Annotated in this window: 17 protein-coding genes and 1 tRNA gene; 9 read left to right on the top strand and 9 right to left on the bottom strand. The window is 56.0% G+C overall.

The genetic code is table 11. From position 1 onward, the window contains the following. Positions 1-596 precede the first annotated feature (596 nt). The 5 genes from ABD890_RS20115 (at position 597) to ABD890_RS20095 (ending at position 10,006) form a co-directional block, all read left to right on the top strand. The gene (locus ABD890_RS20115) at positions 597-2,282 is read left to right on the top strand and encodes a TolC family protein (protein ID WP_345093929.1); all 1,686 of its coding nucleotides are present in this window, start codon (positions 597-599) and stop codon (positions 2,280-2,282) included. A 511-nt stretch (positions 2,283-2,793) separates the two neighbouring features. After that, complete coding sequence (locus tag ABD890_RS20110; protein ID WP_345093927.1) at positions 2,794-3,522, top strand: GntR family transcriptional regulator; 729 nt, start codon at positions 2,794-2,796, stop codon at positions 3,520-3,522. A 9-nt stretch (positions 3,523-3,531) separates the two neighbouring features. Further along, positions 3,532-7,692 (top strand): DUF1592 domain-containing protein, encoded by a 4,161-nt coding sequence (locus ABD890_RS20105; RefSeq protein WP_345093925.1) that lies wholly within the window; start codon positions 3,532-3,534, stop codon positions 7,690-7,692. Positions 7,693-7,694: 2 nt separating this feature from the next. Beyond that, positions 7,695-8,996, top strand: coding sequence for a DUF1552 domain-containing protein (locus tag ABD890_RS20100; protein WP_345093923.1), 1,302 nt, complete (start codon positions 7,695-7,697; stop codon positions 8,994-8,996). Between the two features lie 164 nt (positions 8,997-9,160). Continuing rightward, positions 9,161-10,006: a transporter gene (locus ABD890_RS20095; protein ID WP_345093922.1), complete on the top strand. Its 846-nt coding sequence runs from the start codon at positions 9,161-9,163 to the stop codon at positions 10,004-10,006. A 42-nt stretch (positions 10,007-10,048) separates the two neighbouring features. Here ABD890_RS20095 and ABD890_RS20090 read toward each other — a convergent pair whose 3' ends face one another. The 6 genes from ABD890_RS20090 to ABD890_RS20065 form a co-directional block, all read right to left on the bottom strand. Next, on the bottom strand, positions 10,049-10,462 hold the full coding sequence (locus ABD890_RS20090) for a thioredoxin family protein (RefSeq protein ID WP_345093920.1): 414 nt from the start codon (positions 10,460-10,462) through the stop codon (positions 10,049-10,051). 95 nt (positions 10,463-10,557) lie between these two features. Continuing rightward, positions 10,558-10,950: an RND transporter gene (locus ABD890_RS20085; RefSeq protein ID WP_345093918.1), complete on the bottom strand. Its 393-nt coding sequence runs from the start codon at positions 10,948-10,950 to the stop codon at positions 10,558-10,560. A gap of 38 nt (positions 10,951-10,988) precedes the next feature. After that, entirely contained in the window at positions 10,989-14,192 is a 3,204-nt protein-coding gene (locus ABD890_RS20080) for an efflux RND transporter permease subunit (protein WP_345093916.1), read from the bottom strand. A gap of 12 nt (positions 14,193-14,204) precedes the next feature. After that, positions 14,205-15,830 carry an efflux RND transporter periplasmic adaptor subunit gene (locus tag ABD890_RS20075; RefSeq protein ID WP_345093914.1) on the bottom strand — a complete coding sequence of 542 codons (1,626 nt, stop codon included), beginning with the start codon at positions 15,828-15,830 and terminating at the stop codon, positions 14,205-14,207. Positions 15,831-15,978: 148 nt separating this feature from the next. Further along, complete coding sequence (locus ABD890_RS20070) at positions 15,979-16,401, bottom strand: hypothetical protein (protein ID WP_345093912.1); 423 nt, start codon at positions 16,399-16,401, stop codon at positions 15,979-15,981. Positions 16,402-16,541: 140 nt separating this feature from the next. Then, positions 16,542-17,597, bottom strand: coding sequence for a hypothetical protein (locus ABD890_RS20065; protein WP_345093910.1), 1,056 nt, complete (start codon positions 17,595-17,597; stop codon positions 16,542-16,544). Positions 17,598-17,939: 342 nt separating this feature from the next. Between ABD890_RS20065 and ABD890_RS20060 the strand changes: the two genes are divergently transcribed. Then, on the top strand, positions 17,940-20,807 hold the full coding sequence (locus tag ABD890_RS20060) for a YncE family protein (protein WP_345093908.1): 2,868 nt from the start codon (positions 17,940-17,942) through the stop codon (positions 20,805-20,807). 105 nt (positions 20,808-20,912) lie between these two features. Here the strand turns inward: ABD890_RS20060 and ABD890_RS20055 are convergent. Continuing rightward, positions 20,913-21,001 (bottom strand) — tRNA-Ser (locus ABD890_RS20055). A gap of 217 nt (positions 21,002-21,218) precedes the next feature. On the opposite strand from ABD890_RS20055, the gene ABD890_RS20050 reads away from it, so the two are divergent. The 3 genes from ABD890_RS20050 to ABD890_RS20040 all read left to right on the top strand — a co-directional run bounded on the left by ABD890_RS20050 (position 21,219) and on the right by ABD890_RS20040 (position 24,920). Next, the gene (locus tag ABD890_RS20050; RefSeq protein WP_345093906.1) at positions 21,219-22,790 is read left to right on the top strand and encodes a M20/M25/M40 family metallo-hydrolase; all 1,572 of its coding nucleotides are present in this window, start codon (positions 21,219-21,221) and stop codon (positions 22,788-22,790) included. 563 nt (positions 22,791-23,353) lie between these two features. Continuing rightward, positions 23,354-24,361: a DUF1559 family PulG-like putative transporter gene (locus tag ABD890_RS20045; protein ID WP_345093905.1), complete on the top strand. Its 1,008-nt coding sequence runs from the start codon at positions 23,354-23,356 to the stop codon at positions 24,359-24,361. A gap of 94 nt (positions 24,362-24,455) precedes the next feature. After that, the gene (locus ABD890_RS20040) at positions 24,456-24,920 is read left to right on the top strand and encodes a carboxypeptidase-like regulatory domain-containing protein (RefSeq protein WP_345093903.1); all 465 of its coding nucleotides are present in this window, start codon (positions 24,456-24,458) and stop codon (positions 24,918-24,920) included. Positions 24,921-24,940: 20 nt separating this feature from the next. Here the strand turns inward: ABD890_RS20040 and ABD890_RS20035 are convergent, their stop codons facing one another. Then, the gene (locus ABD890_RS20035) at positions 24,941-25,654 is read right to left on the bottom strand and encodes a DUF2185 domain-containing protein (protein ID WP_345093901.1); all 714 of its coding nucleotides are present in this window, start codon (positions 25,652-25,654) and stop codon (positions 24,941-24,943) included. A gap of 39 nt (positions 25,655-25,693) precedes the next feature. Then, positions 25,694-26,461, bottom strand: coding sequence for an AraC family transcriptional regulator (locus tag ABD890_RS20030; protein ID WP_345093899.1), 768 nt, complete (start codon positions 26,459-26,461; stop codon positions 25,694-25,696). Positions 26,462-26,465: the final 4 nt, after the last annotated feature.

Genomic DNA, 26,465 nt, shown 5'->3' with positions numbered 1-26,465 from the left:
AGTTCGAAAAAATTTCGCTCGTTTCGTATCTGGACACGAAACGAGCACCTCTACGAAGCAGCCGTCGTTACATCTTACCGAGACGTTACGACCCGGCCGCGCGGCCCCTTCTATGCCATCAGTTGATGGTGCCGATGCGCCAATTGACCCCTCTTGGGTCATGTCGAACAGCCCTTAAAAGTTACCAAGTCGGCACAGTCGAAAATGTAGTTTGACTCGGGGATTTACGAGTCCGATCGCATCTCGTTGAAAATGTCCGTTGGATCGATTTATCAGAAATGATTCTCTGTCCTGTAGGCAATATTCTGCCGATAGGAACTGAGCCGGCTATTCCTACGTTCGTGGTCCTGCGGCTTCTCGCAGTTCGTTCGACGCGGTATACGTTTTCCAATTGTGCCTAAGGTGCGGCTGGCAATCTGAGGGGCTGTAAGAACCTCTTGATGAAAAATCTGAACCCCACACTTCCGAATTTTCATATTTCCCTACGACTGCCATTTGGCCAAAGGGGCTCGATAATGAGACAGAACAGATTGACCACATGCTCCCTTGGGGAGACGCCGGCGAGCCATCTGGTGCTCGGCGTGGCAGCTTGCCTGATGATGGTTCTGTCCGGCTGTTCGATTCCGAAGCTGTATTGTGCTTCGCCTGCACCAGTGATGCCGGGTGACTTTAATGGGACCACCACTGCCGACAACGTAGCAGACGTTGGGGTGTGCGAGTTCTTCGGCGATCCGATGCTGACCGACCTGATTGCCGAAGGCCTGGCCTCGAATCAGGAACTCAAAATTCGTAACCAAGAAGTGCAGGTAGCTGCCAACGAGATCCTTTCTCGCCGCGGTGCTTACTTGCCATTTGTCACCGTGGGGGCCAAGGGTGGCTTCGATCGCACCAGTCGGTACACGCCCCTGGGTGCCGCGGAAGATCAGCTGACCTACCCAGGCGGCGGCACCTTCCCCGATCCGCTGGGCAATGTGGGGCTGACGGCCAACCTCTTCTGGCGCGTTGATATCTGGCGTGAACTGCGAAACTCGCGTGATGCCGCCACGAATCGCTATATCGAAGCGGTCGAGATTCGAGACTTCTATGTCACGCGTCTGGTGGCCGAGATTGCCGAGAACTACTACGAACTGTCGGCGTTGGATCAACGTCTGACTTACTTGAACCAGACGATCGAGATTCAAAAGCAAAGCCTCGAAGTGGCTCAGGCCCAGAAGGATGCCGCTCGTGGCACCGAACTGGCCGTCCAGCGATTCCTGGCCGAAGTTCGCAAAAACGAAAGCCAGCGCTACATCGTTTCGCAGTCGATCATCGAAACCGAGAACAAGATCAACTTCCTTGTCGGTCGTTACCCACAACACGTCGATCGTCAGTCGTGGGGCTTCATCACGCTCGACTCGCAGGTACTGGCGGTTGGTGTGCCAGCCCAGTTGATGCAGAACCGTCGCGACATTCGCGCCGCTGAACGTGAACTGGCCGCATCGGGACTCGATGTCTTGGTCGCTCGGGCTCGCTTCTTCCCCACGCTGGACATCACCGCTCGCGTCGGTTTCGAGGCCTTCAATCCTCGTTACCTGTTCGATCCAGGTGCCTTCATCGCCAACACCGCTGGCGAGCTCGTAGCACCGCTGATCAACAAGAAGGCAATTCGTGCTGAGTACCTGAGTGCCAACGCACGTCAGCTTCAAGCAGTCTACGACTACCAACGCACGGTGTTGAACGCCTACACCGAAGTGGTCAATCGCATGGCTAAGGTCGAGAACTACCGCCGTGGTGTCGAGATCAAGCAGGGCCAGGTGCAAGCCTTGGAAGAATCGGTTAGCGTTGCTACCAACCTCTTCCAGAATGCCCGAGCCGAATACGTCGACGTGTTGTTCTCGCAACGTGACTTGCTGGAAGCACGAGTTGACCTGATCGAAACCAAGCAGCAACAGCTCTCGGCGATCGTCAACGCTTATCAGGCCTTGGGCGGTGGTTACCTGCTGAACAACGCCGGTATGACCTACAAAGACGTCCGCTGCTTGCCACCAGGCTACTCCCTGTGCGAATCGGTTCAATCCGGTTCGGCCACGGGCGAGATGGAACTGCCGGTTCCGCCAACGGTTGACGGCCAGCCACACCCGGCGACGCCAGACGCCTTGTCTCCCACTTCGCTCGATCAGGTCGAAGTGGAACCAGCCGCAGAGGTAACCTTGCTGCCGGCTATCAATCAGCCGGGCAAGATTGTGAAGTATCACGGAGCGAACGAGGTGCCGCCTGAGTTCGCCATGCCGGAGCGATACTAATATCGAGGTTTGCCTGAGCTCGTTTGGCTCAGGCAGACATGTCTCCACAAAGAACCCTCGCGCCAAGTCCAAGGCCGAGGGTTTTTTGTTTCGAATGGGCTAGGAACTAAGTAGAGCACTCGGCCTGAGAGTCACCAGCGAAAACGTGTTCGATCTCATCCGACTTCACCGCACGCAGCCGGATCGTTGAGTACATCGTCACGACACCAGGGGGAATCGCTGCGTCCCAGGGAAATCCAAAGCAGTCTTCAACGGGTGAAAACGTAGCGGCGATGCGGCATAAAGACTTCGCCGGAACCGGTCGAAAAGTCGTCCTGGGATGTCACTGCAGGAGATGGTGTCGCCCTGTGACGACAGTCGATAGGCAGGGAACCTTGTAATGCGGTAGTTCTATTTCCGTAGCGCGCAGATTCCTTGCTGCGTGGCGATCTCCTCCAACGAGCGGACCTTGTAAGGGAGAATCTTTCATAATTGATTGACGGTCGACCGTCGACCGCGTAGCATCAAGGCCATGACAACCCACCTCAAGCCACCATCCGACGATTCGACGACCGGCCTGCGTCGTGTCAAGAAGCAGACCGTTACCGATGATGTCGAAGGGCAGCTACGCGATGCGATCCTGGCTGGGCAACTGGCTCCTGGTGAGTCGTTGGCCGAGGCGCAACTGGCATCGCAGCTCGGCGTGAGTCGAGCCTCGATTCGTCAGGCCAAATTTCAACTCGCGCAGGAAGGCTTGCTCGAATTCGATTCCCGCGGCACCGCTCTTGTGCGAGCATTGACGGAAGAAGACATTCGCGAGATCCTCGAGTTCCGTGAAGTCTTGGATGTTGCCGCGATCCGGCTGGCATGCTCGCGGCTTACCGATGAAGTGGTTCGATCGCTCGAACAACGCATCGAAGCGATTCGACAAGAGACCGACCTCCTGCAGTTGACTCATCGCGATATTGACTTCCACGAGGTGATTATTCAGGCCGCAGGCAATTCGCGCTTGCTCTCGGCCTGGCGTTTGTTGCGGCCGCAGCTGGTTTTGCTGCTGGCCGAACTACATCGCCAACACATGGTGATCTTTCAGAAGACGCAAACCATCACCGCTGCATCCCACCAAGAGCTTGTTCAAGCCCTGCAGTCTGGTGACATTGCCACTTGCGAAGAGCTTGCTCGGCTCCATGCGTATGGCCTCAAGCGAAGTCTTGACGAAGCCCGCCGCTCTCCTCCCACCCAACCCGAACCTCCCTCCTAGGACCTCCCCGTGAACCTGCTGCGTTGTCGAGCAAACCATCTGTCAGGGAAAGTGCTGCTCTGGGCCGCTTCGTGGCTTTTCATTGCCCCTGTGTGCGTTGCGGCGGAGGAAGTCCGTTACGTCGACGATGTCCGTCCACTATTGCAGAAGTATTGCTTCGATTGTCATGCTGGCGATACGACCGAAGCGGAAATTGATTTAGGACGCTTCACCACCTTCGAGCAACTTCCTCAGGATCAGAAGACCTGGATCAAAACTCGGCGGATGCTGAACGAAGGGCAGATGCCACCCAAGGATTCAGATCAGCCGACCGAAGCCGAGGCCGTCCTATTGAGGACGTGGGTACACAACTTTCTGAAAGAGGAAGCGAAGGCGACTGCTGGCGACCCAGGACCGGTCGTGCTGCGGCGTTTGAACAACGAAGAATACAACTTTACTGTTCGCGATCTGACCGGAGTCGCGTCACTCGATCCGACGCGAGAGTTCCCGGTGGATGGAGCCGCTGGCGAAGGATTCATCAACACCGGAGCCGCCCAGGCCATGTCACCGGCGATGGTCGGCAAGTATCTCGATGCCGCCAAAGAGGTCGCTTCTCACGCGGTACTGGTCCCGGAAGGAATCGAGTTCTCGGCCGGGGCATCGCGGCGAGACTGGAGCGACGAACGAGTCGGGGCCATTCAGCAGTTCTATCATCGCTTTACAGTCGAGAAGGATGTCTTCGTCGAAGTTGGGGGAACCGGCAAAGTCGCCAACGTTGGGGGAGCCATTCCTTTTCGCGACTACCTGGCAGCAACGATCGCCCATCGTGATACGCTTACCCGGGGCGAGAAGTCGATCGCACAAATCGCCCAGGAAACCGGCCTGAATGCCAAGTATCTCGGAATCTTGTGGGAGCAATTGCAGACGCCCGACGATTCGCCGTCACTGTATATGGACGAGCTCCGACGCCGCTGGCAAACCGCTACGAACGATGATGTCTCAGCCCTGACGAACTTTATTGAGTCGCTGCAGCAGCGGATGTGGAAGTTTAATTCGATTGGGCAGCTAACCGAAGGAGCCCGTCAGAAGATCTGGATGTCACCGGTATCGACTGTGATGACGAGCCAGGAGATTCGCGTCCCGCTTAAAGCACAAGGGGCAAATGATCCAGTTTCGGTCTATTTCCACGCCAATGATTTGAGGACCAGTCGAGGAAATACCGACGTCGTGTGGCAGCGACCTCAGCTTCAATTTCGAGATGACCAAGGAAGCGAAACGCATCCCCCGGTTTTGCTGAAGGATGTCGAGCAAATCTCAGCTCTGTTGCCGAAGCTCCAGAAGAGCGAGCTGCCTCGAACGGATCAGTACCTGGCTGCGGTTGCTGAGCTTCACCGAACCGGCAAACCGCTTGCGGAAGTCGCTTCAAGTCGTCAATTGAATGAAAGATTGCTGGCGAGTTGGGCCAAGACTGTGGGACTCGGAGTTCAAGCCAACCGTGAGATCACCGGCCACTTTACCAACAAGCTGGAAAACGTAGCTGGCCACGCCGAGGTGAATGGCTGGGGGAGTCCGCAAACGCCGAGCATCGTGACGAACCGATCCGCAGAGGCGATCCAGTATTCAACTCTTTCTGTTCCGGCGGGAAGTATTGTGGTTCATCCTTCGCCGACGCAGCAAGTGGTGATCTCTTGGCGGAGCCCTGCGGAGACCACCGTTCGATTGACCGGCTTGGTCGCCGACGTCGATCCGAACTGCGGCAATGGTGTGGCATGGCAGTTGAACTGGATTTCCGCAGCGGGAGAACAGGTTCTGGCGAGCGGTGCCGTCGATAACGGAAGCTCCGCAAAGTTCGACCTGCCAGAACAACATCGCGTGCAAGCAGGCGACGTGATCGAGTACGTAATCGATGCCCGCGATAAGTCGCACGTTTGCGATTCGACCCAAATTGAACTCACGATCTCGGAAATAGTCGAAGCCAAACGAAACTGGAGCCTTTCGCGTGACATCGTGGAACCGATTCTCCAGGCTAACCCTCTGCCAGATCGTTACGGTCACGATGCGACCTGGCACTTGGGTGTGGCAGAAGCGGCCACCCAACCTGTCCCCACGGCCATCATTCCTGGTTCCGCGTTAGCGACCTGGAAAGAGGCCGTCACTGGCGAGGCATCCACGGAGGCGATTGCGAATGCCGCGGCACGCGTACAGGCTGTCGTCACACATGCCAACGCTGAGGAACTGGCGCCCGCCGATCAAACCCTTCGGCGGCAAGTGATTGATTGGAAAGGCTCCTTGCGCTGGATTGAAGTTGCCCTTTCTCAACCGGCAGCGGAGGTGGCCGCAACCAGCCCGTTCGGCAAGCATCCCCGCGGCAAGGTCATCGCTGCCGAAGGTCTTTGCGTCGCAGCGCCAGCGGCAACGGAGATCTCGCTACCGGCTTCTTTGCTCGAGGGAGCAGAATTGGTCGTGGTTGCTCGCCTGGATGAAGCGACCTCTGCCGATGGTGCTGCCCAGGTTTCCGTGACGCTTCAGAATGAAGCTCCACCAGGATTCAGTCCAAATTCCTCGGTGCTGGTGACGGCCGGTGGCCAAGGCCAACAGCAAATTGATCAGGCTGCCCAAGAGTTTCGCGACCTTTTCCCCACGGTGGTCTGCTACTCGCGGATTGTCCCTGTCGATGAAGTCGTGACGATGACACTGTACTTTCGCGAAGACGAAGCTCTTCAGCGGTTGATGCTGAATGCGGAGCAAGTCGCCGAGCTCGATCGCTTGTGGGACCATCTCCGCTATGTCGCTCAGGAACCGATCGCCTTGACGGTGGTATTCGAGCAAATCTATGAATTCGCCACGCAAGACCGACAAGATCTCGTGGTCGCATTTGAACCGATGCGGGCCCCGATTCTCGAGCGAGCCGACGCCTTCCGTGCCCGGCTAATCGAAACCGAACCTTCCCATCTGCAGGCGGTAATCCGGTTCGCGGACCGAGCCTGGCGGCGACCTCTTTCCTCGTTGGAAAGGCAGCGTCTGCGCGGCTTCTATCAGCAATTGCGTGCAGCCGAAATCGAGCATGACGAGGCGATTCGTTTGACCTTAGCTCGCGTGTTGACCTCGCCGGCATACTTGTATCGATACGAACAGCCGAGTGAAGGACATGAAGCGGTTCCGGTCACTTCAACGGAATTGGCGACAAGGCTCGGCTTCTTCCTGTGGTCTTCGATTCCGGATGCCAAGCTACGCCAGGCTGCCGATTCGGATACGCTGACGAGTGAAACCGAGTTGCTCGCACAAACGCAACGGATGCTCGACGACCCTAAGGTTCGCCGTCTCGCGACGCAGTTTGCTTGCCAGTGGTTGCATGTTCGCGACTTCGATCGGAACGACGATAAGAACGAGCAGCTTTATCCCGAGTTCCAGACCCTTCGTGTCGACATGAACGAAGAGACGGTGCGGTTCTTCGAGGATATGTTTCGCAACAATGGATCGGTGCTCGATATCCTGGATGCGGATCACACGTTTCTGAACGAGGCATTGGCGAAGCATTACGGGATTGACGGAGTGACCGGGCCCCAGTGGCGGAAGGTCGAAGGGATTCAGCAGCATGGCCGGGGCGGCGTATTTGGTCTGGGCACCGTTCTGGCAAGCCAGTCAGGTGCTTCACGAACGAGCCCAATCTTGCGGGGGAACTGGACCTACGAAACCTTGCTCGGCCAGCAACTCCCTCGGCCGCCAGCGAATGTGCCACAACTACCAGACCAATTGCCCGAGGGGCTAACGGCCCGACAGTTGATTGAAAAGCATAGTTCGAATGCTGCCTGTGCGAAGTGTCACCAAAAGATCGATCCGTACGGCTTCGCCCTGGAGCAATACGACGCGATTGGTCGGCTACGTTCGGAGGCCGTGGATACGCGTTCGACGCTCGAAAGTGCCCATGAAATTGAAGGTATCGACGGTCTGCGGCGTTATCTGTTGACGCAGCGGCAGGACGACGTGGTCCGGCAATTTTGCCGAAAGCTGCTTGGCTTTGCCCTCGGCCGGGAAGTGATGCTTTCCGACGAGATCCTGCTCGATCAGATGCAATCTCGCCTGGCGGAGAGTGACTATCGGTTTCATGCCGCCGTCGAAGCGATTGTTTTGAGTCCCCAGTTTCGTTCCATTCGAGGCCGCGATTGGCCAACTAGCCAGGAAGGGCATTAATCATGAATCGGAAATTGACGCGCCGCACTATTTTGCGTGGTCTGGGTGTCTCGATGGCGTTGCCGTGGATGGAATCGGTCCGGGCCTTCGCCGATGAAGTACCGACCAATAGTCGGGTGAACGAACCGCCAGTACGCATGGCGATTTTGTTTTCTGGCTGCGGCTTCCATTCCCGACAATGGTGGGTAAAGGGAAGTGGTGCCGAGATGGAACTGGGCGAAGTGTTGGCACCTCTGAAGGACTACCGCGATCGCCTAACTTTTGTTCAGGGGCTGTACAACGCTGAAGCCTTGAAGGGGAACATTCACAGTTCGCAAACCGGCAACCTCCTTTCTGGCGCGCCATTGGCATCGGGCGGCGTGATCCGTTCTGGCACGAGTGTCGATCAGGTTGTTGCCCAAAGCGTCGGACATATGACTAAGCTGCCGAGCCTGGTGCTCGGTTGCGAGAAGGCTAATCCGTCGGTGCACAAGAACTATTCGATGCTCTACAGTTCGCACATTTCATGGAGCAGCCCAACGACGCCGACTCCGCTGGAAGTTTATCCCGCCTTGGCATTCGATCAGTTGTTTAAAGATACATCGGGTCGCGAGAACTTGAGTGTGCTCGACGCGGTGTTGGAAGATGCGAGTGACTTCCGTCGCGGTTTGAGCCAGGGCGATCGACAGAAACTGGACGAGTACCTGACTTCCGTTCGCGAAGTCGAGCAGCGGATCGCGAAGGCGGGCAAACGTGGCGAAATGCAAGGTTGGCGGCCGACATGTACCGAGCCAGACATGCCCCGGCCAACGGATGGCTTTCCGCAGGATATCGTCGAGCACATGCGATTGATGTCGGATATTCTGGTGTTGGCCTTCCAGACCGATACGACGCGGGTCTGCACGTTGAAGCTGAACAACGACCATGGCACATTGCGATTCCCGCATCTGGGTGTCGACTACATGATTCATCATTTGTTGTCGCATACCGACTCGGATGATTGGCTGAAGGTGAATCAGTTCTTCCTTGAACAGATGGCCTATATCGCCAAGCGGATGGACAGTATCCAGGAAGGCGAGCGAACGCTACTGGACAATTCGATGTTGATGCTCTGCTCGAGCATGCTCAACGGCAATCATGACGCGACCAAATTGCCGGTCGTCATGCTGGGGACCGCAGGTGGGCAAATAAAAGGAGGGCAGAACCTCGACTATCGAGATCAACCGAATCGGCAGATGTGCCGGCTTTATCTTTCAATGATGAACAAGATGGGAGTCCAACTGCCATCGTTTGGCGATGCGGACGCGCCGCTGGCGGAAGTGTAGTTCTCGCGCAGGTGAAAGCCAAATGCTAGCGATTTGCGACGATTGAATCGACTGGGAAAGACGAAGTTCTCAGACCGGAGACGAATTTAGTTCGCCTGGCTGTCAGGGCTGCCGAAAAGAACTATGGGCATCGGTAGCGTCTTGAATTCGGCAGGAAGTCGACGATGAATTCGTATCGGCAGGTTCTGGTTTGGCTGGGAATGATATGGGCTGCGGGAGCGAACCTTGCCCAGGCCCAAATGGCGTTCGAAGGATTCGCGGAGTCTGCTTTTGAAGAGGCGGCGGAAAGCGAAATCGAGACTGATCGCGACTCGTTCACTCCGGCAACGAGTGTCGTAGGAAAGAACTGGCTGGTCGTAGAATCGGCCTATACGTTTATCGACAACCGCGGCGTTCCAGAAACGCATAGCTATCCCGAAATTGTCACCCGCTACGGGATTACGGAAAACATCGAACTTCGTCTTGGCTGGAACTATGAAGTTGGCGGCGCCGGTAATCCGGTTTCAGGCAATATTCCGGATGAGTTCGAGGATAACACGATGCTCGAACGTGAGAGTACCATTTTATATGGTGCCAAGTTCTTTCTGACCGAGCAGTCGGACTGGCTGCCAGAGAGTTCGTTGATCGTGCAAGGTTTCACGCCCACCAGTGGCGAGGCAAACGATAGCAACCTTTCCGCAACTTACGTTGGTGGTTGGAAGTTTGCGAACAACTGGGTCTGGGATTCCGCAATGCGCTACAGCACCGGCAGCTTCGAGGAAGACCACTTCCATGTCTGGGCACCATCCACCGTACTGAAGGTCCCGTTTGGCGAACGCTGGAAAGGGCACGTCGAATACTTCGGTGTCTTCACCGAAGGACGTGAAGTCGAAAGCACGCAGCATTTTGTCAGCCCCGGTGTACATTACCTGGTGACGCCTAATGTGGAAGTCGGTGTTCGTTTCGGCTGGGGACTGAACGACCAGTCTCCGAACTTCTTCACCAATGTTGGGGCTGGGCTGCGTTTCTAATCGCCCAGATTCCAAAGCGACCAATGAGAAACAATCGACCGCCTATCGATTGAAGATTTCACGCACACGATCAACGCCTTCGTCGCCGACGAAACGCTCTTGAAGCGTGCCGGCATCAAAGATCAGATAAGTCGGGTATTGGTGAACGTCGTACTTCTCAGCGAGAAACCGATTACGTTCGGCATCAACTTCACGAACGTGAACCTTCCCTTGAAGTCGTTCCGACATCTCTTGAAGCGAAGGCTTGGCTCGGGCGCAATTCGGACACCAATTCGCCGTCATGACGACCAGCACCGGGATGGACGATTTCAGCACTTCGCGATCAAACGACACGTCCGTGACCTGGTCGAGCACAACCGGGGATTCCAAGGAAGGTTGCCGCGCGCAGCTTGCCAGGCCGATCAGCAGGACAAACGTTAGAGCGGTGAGCCAGATCGAAGGTTGGGTGTACGGCATGATTGTCATTCAAGGAGGCGATGGCCTTGCGGCGACAGAATGCCAGGTCGGGCAACTGCCGCCGCGAAGCCAATCAAGGCTTGTCACTGCCCCGACTAGGAGTCTCCGTCTTTCGCCAGTTCTTCTGGCTTGGGAGGATCTTCGCCATATTTGGCTTTGTACCGGGCAGCGAACTTGTCGAATAGTTCTGGCGTGCAGACGAAGCATTGCGAGTCCGGGCGGTTGTGGTCTTCACACCAGTCGTCGGCCGCTTTAAAGTCCGCAATCAGACTCGAATCGCAGCGTGCACAAACCTCTTCCGGAACACCATGTTCAACGCACCACCACTCGCCATGGACATGCTCGTCTCCATGGTCGTCGTGGTCCACTTCAGAGTGCTCGTCCGAATCGCCCATCGCCGTCTGGCTTGTGCCGCAACCGGTCAGTGTCAACGCGGTAATCGCAACGAACCCTACGACCAAACTCGAAAATCGAGACATCCACTTCATACAATTCTCCTTCTTGAAAGGTGATAACAAACATTCGATTAAGAAGAGGCGAGTTCTGCGACTCGCCCGGTATCTGGTTGCTGGGGTGGCGGCTGGGAAGTGTCTTCTTCTTGATGATCGCCACCATCATTGCCACCAGTGGCCTCGTCCCGGGGATTGAAGACCATGTAAAGCACACGAAGTACCAGCAGGCTCATGACCATCGCGCTGCAAACGCCCCCAATCACCACGGTGGCCAACGGTCGTTGCACTTCGGCTCCCATGCCAGTGCTGAACGCCATCGGTACGAAGCCAAGGCTGGCAACGAGCGTGGTCATCAAAATCGGACGCAGCCGTGTCATGGCAGCCTCTTCGACGGCATCGTCGAGGCTGCGGCCTTTTCGACGCAGCTGACGGATAGTTGAAACAAGCAGCATGTCGTCAAGTACCGCGACGCCGGACAAGGCGATGAAGCCGACGGCGGCCGAGATGGAGAACGGCATATCGCGAATCCATAGTGCGATCACTCCACCAATCCAGGCAAACGGAACCCCAGTGAATACCCGGATAGCATCGACCCAGTTGTGGTAAGTCATATAGAGCAACGCAAGGATCATGAGCAGGGCGATTGGGACGACAATCATCAGCCGCTGTTGAGCCCGTTGCAGGTTCTCGATTTGTCCTCCCCATTCCACGCGATACCGTCCCGGCGGCAAGACAATCTGGTCGGCGACCGCCTGGCGAGCTTCCGCCACAAAGCTTCCCATGTCACGTCCACGCACATTGGCTTCGATGGTGATGCGACGTTGATACCATTCCCGCTTAATGGTGTTTGGCTCGTCGACCCGTTCGATCGAAGCGAGCCGATCAAGTGGAATCCTTTGTCCAGAGGAGGTTGCGACCAGAATACTGGCGATCGCGTCCGGATCGGCCCGGACTTCTTCTGGTAAGCGGATCGTCAGTGGGAAACGAAGTTGCCCTTCGTAAACTTCTCCGACATGGTGGCTTCCCAGCGAACGTACCAGATTCATCACGTTGCGGGTTGGCACGCCATAGCGGGCAATCGCATCCTGCTTGATCTTGATTTGCAAGACCGGCTGGCCAGTAACTTGTTCGACCTTGACGTCGGCAGCCCCTGGAATCGACTTCAGGAGCTGTTCAATCTCACTCGCTTTGCGAACCATCAGGTCGAGATCGTCGCCATATAGAATGGCAGCCACATCGGCGCGGACGCCGGAAATCATCTCGTTCATTCGCATTTCGATCGGCTGCGACAAAGCAAGCCGCGGACCTGGCAAGTCGCGGAGTTCTTCTTGGATGAGCCGTGTTAATGCTTCCTGGCTACTCGCCTTGGTCCATTCTTTCCGGGGCCGGAGAGTGATGAAGAGATCGGTTAGTTCGGTGCCCATCGGATCGGTTGCGACCTCTGCCGTGCCAACACGACTCCAGACGTGAGCGATCTCGTCCGGAAAGTGTTGTAGCAGGACTTTCTCCATTCGTGTGTTGTAACGGATGGATTCTTCCAGGTCGGTCCCTGCCAGGCGAACCACGTTCAGCGTGATTGCGCCTTCCGACAAGCGAGGCACGAACTCGGAGCCAAGGTTGGGGGCGATCAATCCAAAGACGGCGACAAACAGACAAACCGCTGTCCCGATCACAACAAACTTGTTATGCATCGTGAATCGAAGGATCGGAGCGTAAAGCCGCTTCAATCCTCGGATCAGCAGTGGTTCCTTCTCTTTCAAGTTTCGCGGCAGCAGGAAGCTGGCCAGGACGGGCATCAAGGTAAGGGAAAGAATCATGGAGCCCGCCAATGCCATGATTACCGTCAACGCCATCGGGCGAAACAGCTTACCTTCGACCCCTTCCAGCGTGAGAATCGGCAAATAGACGATCATGATGATCAGCTCGCCGAACATGGTTGGTTTGCGAACTTCAACGGCAGCATCGCGGATGATTTCCAGTCGGCTCCTCCCATCGGGATTGTGGGAAAGATGCCGTACGCAGTTCTCGATCATGACGACCGAACTATCGACAACTAAACCGAAGTCGATTGCCCCCAGACTGAGGAGACTGGCCGCGATACCAACCTGCAGCATGCCAGAGAAGGCAAACAGCATCGAAAGCGGAATCGCGAGGGCCACGATGAAGCCTGCCCGAAGATTTCCGAGGAAGATGAATAGGACGGCAACGACCAGCAACCCTCCCTCGAACAGGTTCTTCTGAACCGTATGAATCACATGGTCCACTAGCTCGGTGCGGTCGTAGACCGTTTTGATGACAACGCCCGGGGGAAGTGAGCTGCGAACTTGTTCCAGTTTGTTCTTCAGTGCCCAGGTCACCTGGTGACTGTTCTCTCCCATGAGCATGAAGCCGAGCCCCAGCACCGCTTCGCCTTGCCCATCGGCCGTAACCGTACCGCGGCGGATTTCGTGACCGATCTGCACTTCGGCAACGTCACTCACTACAATCGGCACGCCATCCTTTGCCTTGATGACGATGTTACGAATCTCGTCGAGGTTCACCGTGCGTCCGATGCCGTGGACCAGCAGCATTTCGCTTCCGTCGGTAATGGTGCCTCCCCCGACGTTTTCATTGTTCGCCTGGATCGCGTCGGCAACCTCTTCATAAGTCAGACCATGTTTCAGTAGCCGATCGGGATCGAGACGCACTTGGTACTGCTTTTCGTAGCCACCCCAGCTGTTCACCTCGGCGACACCCGGTACGGATCGCAATTGCGGTTTCACAACCCAGTCGTGGAGGGTGCGAAGCTCGGTCAGGCGGTTGACTCGCTCGGTGTCGCTGACGGTCGAAAAGTCGACGCCATCGTAAGTCAGCACGTAGTGAAACACTTCACCCAGTCCGGTTGAAACGGGGCCCATCTGCGGGCGAGCAATTCCCAGCGGAAGCTCGACCGTCGAGAGACGCTCGTTAATTAACTGGCGAGCGAAGTAGATGTCGATTCCATCTTCAAAGGTCACTACGACCTGAGAAAGCCCGAACTTCGAGATTGATCGCATTACGGTCAGTCCTGGCAAGCCACTGATGCTTTGCTCGACAGGAAACGTAATCTGCTTTTCAACCTCTTCCGAGGAAAGGGCTGGGGCGGTGGTATTGATTTGTACCTGGACCGGCGTCGTGTCGGGAAAGGCATCGATGTCCAGATGCTGCAGGGCATAAATGCCACAAGCAGCAAATGCCAGCGTGATGATAATCACGAGAGCGCGATTCCGGAGCGAGAAGTCGATCAGGCCATTCAGCATCGAAGTTGTCCCCTATTCGTCCACGCAGCAGCCGGCACCCAGGCCATTCTTCAATAGCTGGGCCCGTAGCACATCGCTTCCGGTGGTGGCAACCACCTCGCCAGGAAGCAGACCTGCGACAACTTCGGTGTAACCCTTGTCGGTCGCCCCGAGACGAACTGAACGAACGTGAAATACCTTGGGACTTTCGGGACTGTCGAAGTAGTGCTTGTCACGCACGAAAACCGTTCGGCAACAACCTTCCCAGTGGACGGCCTCGGATGGAATCGCAATCGCATTGGGATCTTCTCGCAGAACAATCGTTCCGGTTCCGTAGGTCTTGTCACGGAGCCGGCCATCTGGGTTCGGCAACACGGCTCGGACTTTAACCAGACGCGTTTGGGCATCGGCTGCGGTGCTGATCCAGTCAACCTGACCACTAATTTGGTGACCGATTCCGTCACCGCGGAAGCGAATCTTTTGTCCTGGTTGAACATGTTCGAGATCCTCTAGCGGAATATCAAGCATCAACCACATCTGCCGGGTATCAGTCACTTGAAACAGCGGACGATGGGTGTCGACCACTTCGCCTTGAGTGACATTGCGTTCGACGACGACCCCTGCGATCGATGAACGAATCGGCAACAAGTTGGCGGTTACTGTCGCGGTTTGCACCTGCGTCCGAAGGGCCGAGAAAATCCCTAAGAAGCGAAGCTGCTCGAAGGCCTCTCTTTCCGATAACTGGGCGATGGATTGCAAATCGACCGATAGCCCCAGATTCTCTAGCGACTGCACGATGCTCAACACATCGGCTTCGGCTTTGGCCTGGGCGGCATCGGCTTCCAGCAGACGAACGCCAGCGACGGCATCTTTGGCAATGTGCAATCGTTCCACGTTTTGTCGCTGCAACGATTGCTCAGCGAGTGCCCGGATCAAGTTCGTCTTCAACGCACCGACTTGCTCCGCTTCGACCAGGGCTAACACATCGCCAGCTTCAACCGAATCGCCCACATTCTTCTCGACACGCCAAACGCTGCCGGCGGTTCGTGATGCAAAGCTGGCCGTTCGCGTCGGATCGTAAAGAATCTCGGCGCTACCGGAGACGGTCTGTTCGATGCGACGACGTTCTACCAGTTCGACGTCAACGCCGGCCTGAGCGACCGCATCGACCGATGCGAATTGGATTCGCCTAAGGTAGGTCGTGCAGCCGCTGTTGTTCTCACGCGAGACCGGCATCGTCATGGCCAGGTCTGCGCGGGCTTTGTCTTCCGGCGAGATCGTTGGCTGTTCGGCGAGCTGGGCGAGTTCGGGATGCTCGATCACGCAGTTATGGACGCCATGCACCGAGCACCAGCCGAAGTCGGGCGTCTTTTCCATTAAAGACTCGTTGCACTCGACACAAATCGACTCAGGCACAGAATGTTCTTCGCACCAATCGGCAGTGACCGGCGCTGGCTGCCCCATCAACGCTGCGAACTTAGGCATTGTCCAATCGGTGTAGTGACCGAATGCAAAGATCGCCGCGAAGCTAAGCAGGATTGCGATAGGCCCAATACTTCCGAGGATCCACGAAATGACCCGCTGCAAGCCAGAGCGTGACGACGGCGGACTTGACGTGGAAGGATTGGAACTGGGGATATCGAGATTTGTTTGACTCATTTGCAGGACTCCGCAAAGAGGACCAGGCAGGTTGCACGAACCATGAGCTCGCTTCAATAACCGATACCTGGGAAGCAGAGGCACCCGATTCCACGACGCGCTACGCGCAGGACCGGACCGTTAAAACGACGCTATTAAGATGGCAGCGTTAAATCTGCAGCGACGCAAGAACGAGGCGCATAGAACGCCCTGGCGCAATGCCAGGGACTTTGATGTGGGACTTCAGAGTGGCCTGGGGAAGCAGTTCCGTCACCACCCACAGCTGGGCCAGAGGGAGGTAGGCAGGCCAGGCAGCGGCCGAAAGATCGTCGAGATCGACCTTCATGCCAACGATGGCAGATTCGCTGCAGAAGCAGTCGCAATCGGGAGAGGAATCGTGCGGAGTTTCCGATGGAGCCGCAGGTTCCGGAGCCGTGCAGTGCTTGCAACAGCCGTGTGATACCACAGGGGAAACCACGACCGAAGTGTTCCCTGAGTCATGTTGCATGGCAGCAAACATCATCTCCGCACCGCAAAATAGCGGGCAAAAGATAATGCGAAACATGATTAACAGGGTGACAATTTGGCTCATGCCGAGGGCTTTTTCACCGGGAATGACTTGCAAAGCTCACTTGAATGGTAGGTGACAAATCGCCGTGGTTCAAGTCGAGTTGCCATTCGTTGGTGGTTTCCGATCGGTAAATGGCGGGTTGTTTCGCGGAATCAACGTACCTACCGTTTGTTGTAGCGGGACTTGGTCGTGGCGTTGAATTTCCTCATCGCCTTGTCGCTGGTATCGTGCTCGAATTCGTAATTCCACGGTTCGATGTAACGCATGCCGAGCTCTTCCGCCTGGCGGAAGACGGCGGTGTAGTCGCCGTTAGGAAAGCGATGCGACTGATCCGAACGCCCGATCACCTGACCGTAGAGGTCGCCTGGATACTCCTTCAGAAGTGCGATGAGCCCAGGTTGGTAATCGGTCTTACCCGAAATCCACCACATGGCGATACCAACGCGATCTTCGTATTCTTTCTTTTGAAACTGGGCGATCAGTCGAGCCGGGATTTTGATGCTGCGGAACAACTCGTGAACCTCGAATGCGACTGCTTTGCCGGGAAATGCTTGCAAGACGCTGTGTGTCGTTTCGCCTGCAGCTTTCAGCCAGAGGTCGCCGAACTTCTGTTCGGCATTCGCATCACGTGGATCGATTCCAGCCGCTCGATAGAGCGTTTCCGAAGAAACGCCATTGAAGTGCCCTTCCGTACCGTTGCTAGTCATCTGCGGAACATAGATGAGTTTCAAGCGTGCGTCTTGGGCATACGTATCACCTACGGCTTGAAGCATCATCTGCAAACGCTTCTGCACTGTCGGATCCCAATATTTCGGCATTTGAACCGGGTTGCCTCGGAAGCTCATCGAGAATGTTTTCACGTTGAATTCCGAAACCAACCAGCCAGGGGAAAGGGAAAGAGGTCGTCGCCTGGCCTGGGGGAAACTCCCTGGAGAATCGGTCGAAGTCCAGCCTCCGTGGATCGCGAGCGTCCAGTTCATCTCTGGTTTCAAGAGCCGAACCTGTTGCTGGATCGGCTCAAAATCAAACTTTCCTGGCTGCGGTTCGATCTCGCTCCAGGTCACGCGAACCAGCCCACCTTGCATTTGCGGATTACGCACTGCTCTTGGAGTGATCTTGCTGGCGTAAGTGCCGGTAGGTTTCTCGATCTCGGCACCCAGCAGCGATGTGGCAAGCGAAACGAAGAGCAGCAGTGATAGCGAGAGTGGAGTCTTCATATCGAATGTAACTCCAGTGACCGCCAATAAGTTCCGCGAGAAGTTACCTGTTTCCAGGTTTTGCCGTAGTCGGGTAAAGGCCGCTCTATCTCAGGTGGCGAGACGGTTCCAGCCGAATGGGGTGTGGTTCATCGATTAAGTTGGCGAAAGAGAGCTGGAGGAATGCATTCCATCATTCGCGGCCGGAGGTTTGCGATGACCAAGCCGAATCGTGCAATCTTAATATTCCCTGGGTGAGCAAAACGGTCAAAGTTTGGGGCGTTGCTGTAACGGGGGTTACTGATCTGATACACTCTGATCGCGGCGAATAACAATACCATATGTTATCAATGGAATATGATAGTGCATTGGCATAATGACTCGATGAATAACTTTCGGATTGTATTGGGGATTGTGGTCAGCAGCATGCTGTGGCCATCGGCCGGGTTCGCCGACGCTCCACCACGCTCTGTCACCTTAACGGAAGAGATCGGTGATTGGGTCGTGCATGAACCGAGTGGCCGCGTGTTTGCTTCGCTAAGCGAAGGAAATGAAGTCGTCGAATTCGACTCGAATGCCCAGGAAGTGCAACGCTTCAAAGTCGGGGAAACTCCGACAGAGATGATTATCAAGGGAGATCAACTTGTCGTCGCCTGTACCAAATCGCCGGCACTGCATGTGATCGACCTGAGCAGCAACCGAGTGACCGGCATGGCCGCCGTCAGCGGTAAAGGCCCGAACGCTCTCTTCTGTTCGCAGGTCGATAATCACTATGTCTATTGCGTCTGCAATACTGGATCGGCATGGTGGGACGGCGAGGTGTTTCAGGTCGATCTGCAGGAAAACCGGGTCCGCAATCGCGTTAAGGTGCAGTCTTGGGGGCAGTCGCATGTCGTGCACGTGGCAATGAGTCGCGACGGAAAGTGGATTGTCCCTGACTCCCGAGGGGCGACTTCACCGAGCGGTGCAGACCTGATGAAGGTTGATGAAGAAGAAGCGACCTTCACCCAGGTACGAGACTACCATGACAGTTTCGGGCAAATGGTTGCCGGTCCGATGAACCGATATTGGACCTTTGGCAACGCCTTGTACACGTTGGACATTACCAAGAAGGTTCGCAGTTTCGGAGGTACGCCGGTCGCTATTCATCCTCACTTGGATTTGGTGGCAGCGTTTTCTTCAGGAGGACTTTTGCTAGAGCGTTTCAGCGACGCATCGCCAATTGGCACAGTGAGCCTGCCTGCGGCAACTGCCAACGCTGGGAACCGGTCTAGTCGAAATTCGAGACGATCCAATATCGATCCCACGGTGCAGTTCGACTTGAAACATAACGTGGTGTTCGTTGGCACTGAATCGCACGGCACATGGATCGATCTGGCACCTTACTCGGAAAATATTGCGCCATTAAAAGTCGTCCAGGCGCCCTCGGAGGTTACGACGACGGTAATGAAACCGTTGGAAATCGCTTTGCCCGTCACGAATGCCGATCAAGAGCCAGCAGCAAAATTGAGGATCGCCGAAGGGCCAGAAACGGCAACGCTGATCGACGGCAAGCTGTCTTGGACACCGAGGGCCCAGGACGTGGGATTCTTCAATTTCCGATTGGAAGTGGTCTCAACGAATGATGAAAAGGTTTTGGACTCGGCCGATATGACGGTTCATGTCACCCTGCCGAAGGTCGACCTCGAGTTTCAGGCCCGGGCCATGGAGATCTCGGAAAATGGCCAGTTTCTGGTTGTATGGGGGCCCGTAGCTGGGAAGGATTCGAGACACCCAGCACAGCCCGGTCCGGATGATGTTGCCGTCGTCAATCTGAAAACGCTCGAGATCATCGCCCGGAAGTCGTTGCCGCAAGGAGTCCGCTGCGCCACGATCGACGAGAACTACGTCTACCTTGCTCCTAATTCCGGTACGTTGTTTTATCGGCTCGATCACCAGTTGGCAGGCAGCGAACGCCAGTTCTTGCAGTCGGCTCCGAAGCAGTTGGTGAAGTTCGCTCCGAATGTTGTCGTCGCGGAGGGGAGCAAGCTGCAGGCTTTTGACACACAGAAGATGCAACCCGTTCCACTCAACTCGCCGCAAAACTTTGCTTTGATCGGTGAGAATGTCATACAAATTGGTTCGCGAGTTTTCGACCGTCAGACCGGCGAAACGCTGCGAATCACGCCGACAGATGGCCTGCCGACGCTCGTTCGGAACGAAGCGACCGGCTTCTATCGACTTCCTGATCGCAATCAATCGCCAGTTCGCTGGGGACGCCGGTTGCAGGGAAGTAGTCTTAGCAATTCCAAGGGACGCCAGATTACTTCCTGGCCAGGCGGCCGCATCGGCGTGATCTCTGAGCGATGGCCGATGGGGGTGCTCGTGGCATCTTCGCAGCAGGGACGCATCGTGAATACGACAATGGAGTTGTGCGATTTGGTCGAAGGACTAGTCAAGCATTCTGCGGTGATCGATGTTTCTTCAAACGGCAATTCGCGTGGCACGTTCTTCAATGGGGCTAATCGCTTGCTGGTTCACGAACAGACGGTGCTGTTTCTGAATAATACGGAGCTCCTTGTCGCGACGATTCCCACCGATGTTGCCGAAGCGATGCCGGTGCCTGTTCACTTCTCTCAAGATCAAGTCACGGAAATTGCTCTCAGCCCGTCGGCAGTCATTCCTCTTCGGACGGCCGGGCTGCGAGAAGGGGTGACCTTCAGCCTGTTGGCTGAGTCTCCTGGACTGACGCTCGACCCGAAGAGCGGGAAGTTGACGGTCGAAGTCCAGAGATTGTGGGACGATATGACGAAAAGGATCACGAGCAGTGGTCCGATACTGCCTGGCTCGCGCCAAGAGGCATCGTTCGCAACGCGGTCGAACAACGCGCAGAAGTACGAGGAGTTAACCGGTAAGGAATTGCCTGACGACAAGTTTGTAGCGCAAATCCCGATCTTGGCCGCCCTGCAAGACTCAGAAGGGCAGGAAGATACTGTTCAGTTTAGCGTCGTCGTCGTCGGCCCACGGAAAGAGATTGACTTGGCGCTGAAAAAGAATGAGGAAGCCCAGGCTCAGCAACGAGCGCGAATGGAAGAAGCCCGCCAAAAACAGCGTGAGGCAGCCATGAACAACCCGGGGATCCCCCAGGCCAAAAGTACCGAGCAGCGGCTCGACGAATTGGAAGCCAGAACCCGCCGCATGGAGGCGACCCTGGACGCCATTCTAAGACGCCTGGAACAACAACGCCCGTAAGCAGTTGCCCCGCCGTCCAAGGCCGATGGCAACGGGGACCGGAAACTTACAGCCAGCGCAAAACAAAAGCCGACAACGACTTACGTTGACGGCTTTTCACGGAAGCGGAGAGAACGGGATTCGAACCCGTGGAACGGTTTGACCCGTTCACCGGTTTAGCAAACCGGCGCATTCGACCACTCTGCCATCTCTCCTGAGGAAAGCGAAAGTCTACACGGTTTTTGGCTGGGCCTCAACGGGACCTCCTTCGCTTTTTCCCATTATGGCCTATGGTTACGCTGAATAACGCTCCCCGGCGAGGGTAGCGGACCTGGCTTTATTCGCGATAATCGTCACCTTCCATACCTTTCCACTCTGTTTTAGGGTGAACTGGCAGGGGCATTGTTAGTTTTTGCGATCGGGATCACCTCAATGTTACGTGTCTGGACAGTTGTCGCTTGCGTTGGGTTCGCCTTCGGCGAAAGTGCTTCTGCTGGCGAGCTTTCGCTCTCGGCTGCCATCGATACGATCCAGAAGGAAGACATCAAACGGCACGTTGACGTCCTGGCCGACGATAGCTTCGAGGGACGCGAGGCAGGCAGCCGGGGTGGTCGCGCCGCCGGCAATTACCTGCAAGAGCTGTTCGCCAAGTACGGCCTGAAGCCGGCTGGCGACGGCGGAACCTATTTCCAACTGTTCCATGGTGGCTCGCGCAACATCCTGGGAATCTTGCCTGGGGAAGAAGGGGCCGAAAAAGGGGACCTGATCGTGGTCGGGGCTCATTACGACCACGTTGGCTACGGAAATCGGGCCAACAGTTTTGGGCCGTTCGGTTACGTGCATAATGGGGCCGATGACAATGCCAGCGGAACTTCCGCATTGCTGGAAGTCGTTCAGGCACTCTCGGAAATGAAAGTGAAGCCGCGACGCTCGATCTTGTTTGTCCTGTGGGACGGCGAAGAGAAGGGCCTGCTCGGATCGAAGTATTGGGTCGAGCATCCGACGGTGGCCTGGAATCGGGTTCGCATGTATATCAATCTCGACATGGTGGGGCGTCTGCGTCCCCAGGGAGTCGAGGTCTACGGCACGCGTACCTTGCCAGGGCTGCGTCAGGTGATTGCTCGGGCCAACGCGAAAAGCGACCTGAAACTCGACTTCCGCTGGGAGATGACCGACAACAGCGATCACTATACGTTCTTCTCGCGGTCGATCCCCACGCTTATGTTTCATACCGGCTTGCATGACGAATACCATCGTCCGCAGGACGATGCTCACCTGATCAATCACGCCGGCATTGAATCGGTCGCGCGGCTGACGGCTCAAACTGCTTGGGACGCGGCGAATCGCGACTTCTATCCCGCGTTCCGCACCCGCTGTCGTTTGGAATCGGAATCGGAACGTCAACGATTCGAAGTCCCACGGTCGGTCAATCGTTCACGACTGGGGATCCGTTGGAATGCAGACCGGCCAGAGGATGCGACTTCGCTTGAGATCTCTGGCGTCACCACCGGCAGTCCGGCCGACAAGGCAGGCATTAAGGCTGGCGACAAGTTGATTCAATTCGCAGGGCTTCCATTCTCGGCGGTCGATCGCTTTCTGGCTCAGGTTCAAGCCGCTCCGGTGGAAGTCGAAATTGAAGTCGAACGGGACGGGGAAGAGGCGCCGTTGAAACTGCCGGTTCAATTGAACTTGAACCCAGCGCCGATCGGCATTGCGTGGACCGACGATCCGGCAGAGCCTGGTTCGGTGATGCTGACCAGCGTGACGCCTGGTTCGGTTGCGGCGATGGCTGGGCTTCGTCCGCTCGATCGCGTCTACGAGGTCAACGGCCAAAAGTTCGAGACCAGCATGCAATTCAAAGATCTGATCACTTCGTTCGCGGATCCTTCCGTTCTGCTAATCGATCGCCAGGGACACCTGAAGCAAATCGAGCTGCCGCTGGAAGCAATCCGCCCGCTGCTGGCTCCGTCCAACGAAGCGACGGAAGAAGCTCCCGCGGAGTAGAATCTGCGGTGATTCAAGCTGGCAATTCTTTGCGAACGGGCTTTCCTTCTGAAGGAAGCCCGCACCGTTTAAACGCGTCGAGAATATCAAGTAGTGTCTTCTATCACTGCTATAGAGATCATTGCGGATTCATTACGGTAGGTCCCTATTCCTAAAACGGGCATAGCCTTCGCCTGTCCCTATTTGTTCAGGCAATTCAGGGTGATGTTCTGACCGGCAGAGCCTGCGTAGAAGGATTGCATCTCGGGCGAAAGTTGGCGGCACGGGAGCGCTATTCGTAAATATGGCACGTCTGGACTCGTATTTGTCGTTCTCAAATTAGACGTGAAATGTTGCGAATCACAAGGTTTTTGTGAGATCAGGTGTCACTGATAGAAAGCTGAGCAATCGAGGCAAGGTCTCGTGATTGAATCGTTCTTATGACTCTCAAAATGGGCGTTTGTTGTGCAGAAATTGCAAAAAGTGGAAAAATATTGTGGCATTGCAAATCGGGTGTTGGTAGTCTGTCGACACGATTCGTCCCTTTTCGATCCTCATCTCATTCGATGCATAGGACCTGTATCATGCGTGCCACACGAATGCGCAAAGATCGCGCTTTTACGCTTGTCGAATTGTTGGTCGTGATTGCCATTATCGGTGTCTTGATCGCGCTGCTTTTGCCAGCCGTTCAGCAAGCACGCGAGGCGGCTCGACGAATGAGTTGCCAGAACAATCTGAAGCAATTGGGGATTGGTCTGCACAACTATCACGACGTGCTGCAGCGGTTCCCGATCAATTGGTACAACGGCTCTGGTACCGGCGGCAACAACATGTGCGTGCTGATTGGCATGTTGCCTTTCATCGAGCAGACGTCGCTCTACGACGGCATCGACATGACGAACTCGAACCTGACGTTGTACAACGTCAATGGAAAGCGAGTAGGCGATTATCAGATCTCGGCCTATCAGTGCCCCAGCGACGGTGATGTGACCGCGCTCAATCCCACGACGAACACGGCTCGTTGCAGTTATGCCCCGAGCATTGGTTCGCAGTACATGCAGTCGGCGGCGGGATGCGACATGTTGGCAACGGCCGGAGCGTTTCCTTCCGGATTGGGACTCGATAACGACAACGACGGCGAAGATCCGTTTAATCGAGGCAACGTGCGTTCGGACTACGGGAATCAGCCTGTCTCAGGTCCGTTTGGTCGCGGCTATTTCACGCCGTACTCGGCAAGGATCGCGGATCTGCGGGATGGAACGACCAACACGATCATGATGGGTGAAATTCGCACGACCTGTCAGACCTTCGCGCCTTGGGGCTGGGCCTGGCCAGAAACGCTGTGGTATGCGACGACCGCTCCGATCAACTTCCCGACATGCCCTGGCGACGCCGGTTACGGATCGAATACCTGCTTCTCGAACGCCAGCAACAACTGGAGTGCGACGTTCGGTTTCAAGTCGCTGCACCCAGGCGGTTGCCAGTTTGTGATGGGGGACGGCTCGGTGCAGTTTCTACCAGAAACGATCGATCGGCTGACCTATGCCCGGCTGGGTGACAAGTCGGACGGTGGCGTGATCGGTGACTATTGATCGTCGGGCGTTGGCAGGAAACAGAAACCTCGGCCACTGCCGGCAGGGGGCGGGGTGAATCGCAGGACAACGAATTCTCAGGGGAGAAGATTCAATGCAATTGGCGCAAGCGATGGTGGTGTGCGGAATTGGGTTCGCCACGCTGTTGGGATGTTCCAGAGGATCTGGGCTGGCGACCTATCCAGTGACCGGGGAAGTCACCATGGATGGCGAGGTTGTCGAGGGAGCAACCGTAACACTGGTTCCCAGTAGCGAGGCGGGCCGATCGGCGAGCGGCATTACCGATGCCGAGGGAAAGTTCTCGGTGATGACCTACGTCTCGCCGGGCGTTCAGCCAGAAGGGGCGATGCCCGGGGACTACTCGGTGACCATTCGGAAACTGGAAGTCCGCAAGGTAGAAGAAGGAGGCACGCCGCAAGAAGCCCAGGCCGCCTTCCGCAAACTCGGTCCGCCGAAAGATCTGCTCCCTAAGAAGTACGCCAGCCCGAACACTTCCGATCTGAAGGTCACGGTCAACGATGGACCGACCGCGGCAATGTCGCTCAAGTTGACTCGTTAGACCGACTTCTTCGCGAACCACTACGCCGGGACGAAACTGTCGTCTCGGCGTTCCCATTGGGTGCCTGGCTCCGCGCTAAGGTGCGGAATGATCTCCGGCGAAATGGCTGCGACGAATGCGACCGGAACCAGTTGGATGTTGTTCGCGTCGTCGACGTATTCCTGTGTTTCACGGCCGGAGAAGAACTGCCAGCCACTATCTCTTGGCCGCTCCGTTGCTTCGCGAACCATGTAATCGACCGGGATTCGATCGATCGTTACCATGTTCGACGCATAGCAAAACTGCGAATAGATCTGACAGTCTGCCAGCGCCGGAGGTTCGTGGTTGACGCTGTTTAATGTCGCGTAGGCGATCTCGGCATCTGACTCTTCATCGAAGTCGAGCGAGAGCTGCACATGGCCTGAGTCCGAGAAGACAAACCCGTACAGTGCTGCGACGCGTTCATCGTTCGCTTCTTCACGCAGCCGATACGAATAGATCAATCGCCCGTCGTCGGTCTGCTGCTCGCGTTCGTCGTATTTATTCGGATCGGCAGACTTCGCAAAGTGCTGCTTTCGCGCTTCGACCGACTGTTGCTGATCGTTGGTCCACGCATTGAGCCAGATGGTGAAGCGAGGTCGCCACAGGACCATCGCCCCATCTTCCATTCGCTGTTTATGAACGTGCGACAATTGAATAGACCAGCGGTCGGTCAGGCCGATGCGACCTATCAGGTAGGGGAAGGCAGAAGACATACCATCGTTTCGACAAGATGCGGAAGGGCAGGGGAGCGGTTAGCTCTCTTCGCGGGTCATCTTACGATACTTCAAAGGCGAGAGGCCAGTGATCCGTTTAAATTGTTTGCAGAACGAAGGCTGATCGCTGAAGCCGCAATCGAGCGCGACTTCGGCGACTGTTTTGTCGGAATCGCGCAGTTGCACTGCCGCCGCTTCGACCCGCTGACGGATCAAGTATTGCGAAGGGGTGATCTGAATCATGCTGCGCATCAGACGCTCGAACTGGCTGACCGACAGCCCTGAATCGTCGGCCAATTGCTGGATCCGCAGCGGGCTCGCGTATTCGGTCTGCATCCGTTTCAAAGCGACCGCCAACTTGTTGTAGCGATCTCCTTTTGCCGTTGGCGTATGCAAGTCGCGCGACATGCCGATGATCGCGATCACTTCCCCCTGAATGTTGCGTGCCAGAACCTTACTGGTGATGTACCAACCAAGGGAACTATCGGGATTGGTGATCATTTCCAACTGATCGTGCAGATTCTGGCCACGCGAAAGCAACTGCTGATCTTGCTGCTGAAAGCCGATCGCGAGAGCCTTGGGATAGATGTCGAACGCCGTCTTGCCGATCACGTCTTCGCGTTTCAGTCGCGGAACGCTGCGCAGGAATGCGCTGTTCACGCTAAGGTAGCGCCCTTCGAGATCTTTGATGCACAAGTTGACCTCGTCCAGGCGCGCAAACAGTTCCTCGAAGATCTCTAGGGTGGGTGCCTGGGAGAAAAGATCTTCGAGGCGTCGTTCCCACTCAGATTTGTATTTATTCGGCATTGCG

It is taken from the genome of Bremerella cremea (assembly GCF_039541315.1).
Taxonomy (GTDB): domain Bacteria; phylum Planctomycetota; class Planctomycetia; order Pirellulales; family Pirellulaceae; genus Bremerella; species Bremerella cremea.
Note: the sequence above shows the minus strand (reverse complement) of the source record. Positions and strands in the feature narration are given on the sequence as shown.

Coding starts and splice junctions, on each gene's coding strand:
- ABD890_RS20115 (WP_345093929.1), top strand. CDS start 597: ATGATGGTTCTGTCCGGCTGTTCGATTCCGAAGCTGTATTGTGCTTCG.
- ABD890_RS20110 (WP_345093927.1), top strand. CDS start 2,794: ATGACAACCCACCTCAAGCCACCATCCGACGATTCGACGACCGGCCTG.
- ABD890_RS20100 (WP_345093923.1), top strand. CDS start 7,695: ATGAATCGGAAATTGACGCGCCGCACTATTTTGCGTGGTCTGGGTGTC.
- ABD890_RS20095 (WP_345093922.1), top strand. CDS start 9,161: ATGAATTCGTATCGGCAGGTTCTGGTTTGGCTGGGAATGATATGGGCT.
- ABD890_RS20090 (WP_345093920.1), bottom strand. CDS start 10,462: ATGCCGTACACCCAACCTTCGATCTGGCTCACCGCTCTAACGTTTGTC.
- ABD890_RS20085 (WP_345093918.1), bottom strand. CDS start 10,950: ATGAAGTGGATGTCTCGATTTTCGAGTTTGGTCGTAGGGTTCGTTGCG.
- ABD890_RS20080 (WP_345093916.1), bottom strand. CDS start 14,192: ATGCTGAATGGCCTGATCGACTTCTCGCTCCGGAATCGCGCTCTCGTG.
- ABD890_RS20075 (WP_345093914.1), bottom strand. CDS start 15,830: ATGAGTCAAACAAATCTCGATATCCCCAGTTCCAATCCTTCCACGTCA.
- ABD890_RS20070 (WP_345093912.1), bottom strand. CDS start 16,401: ATGAGCCAAATTGTCACCCTGTTAATCATGTTTCGCATTATCTTTTGC.
- ABD890_RS20065 (WP_345093910.1), bottom strand. CDS start 17,597: ATGAAGACTCCACTCTCGCTATCACTGCTGCTCTTCGTTTCGCTTGCC.
- ABD890_RS20050 (WP_345093906.1), top strand. CDS start 21,219: ATGTTACGTGTCTGGACAGTTGTCGCTTGCGTTGGGTTCGCCTTCGGC.
- ABD890_RS20045 (WP_345093905.1), top strand. CDS start 23,354: ATGCGTGCCACACGAATGCGCAAAGATCGCGCTTTTACGCTTGTCGAA.
- ABD890_RS20040 (WP_345093903.1), top strand. CDS start 24,456: ATGCAATTGGCGCAAGCGATGGTGGTGTGCGGAATTGGGTTCGCCACG.
- ABD890_RS20035 (WP_345093901.1), bottom strand. CDS start 25,654: ATGTCTTCTGCCTTCCCCTACCTGATAGGTCGCATCGGCCTGACCGAC.
- ABD890_RS20030 (WP_345093899.1), bottom strand. CDS start 26,461: ATGCCGAATAAATACAAATCTGAGTGGGAACGACGCCTCGAAGATCTT.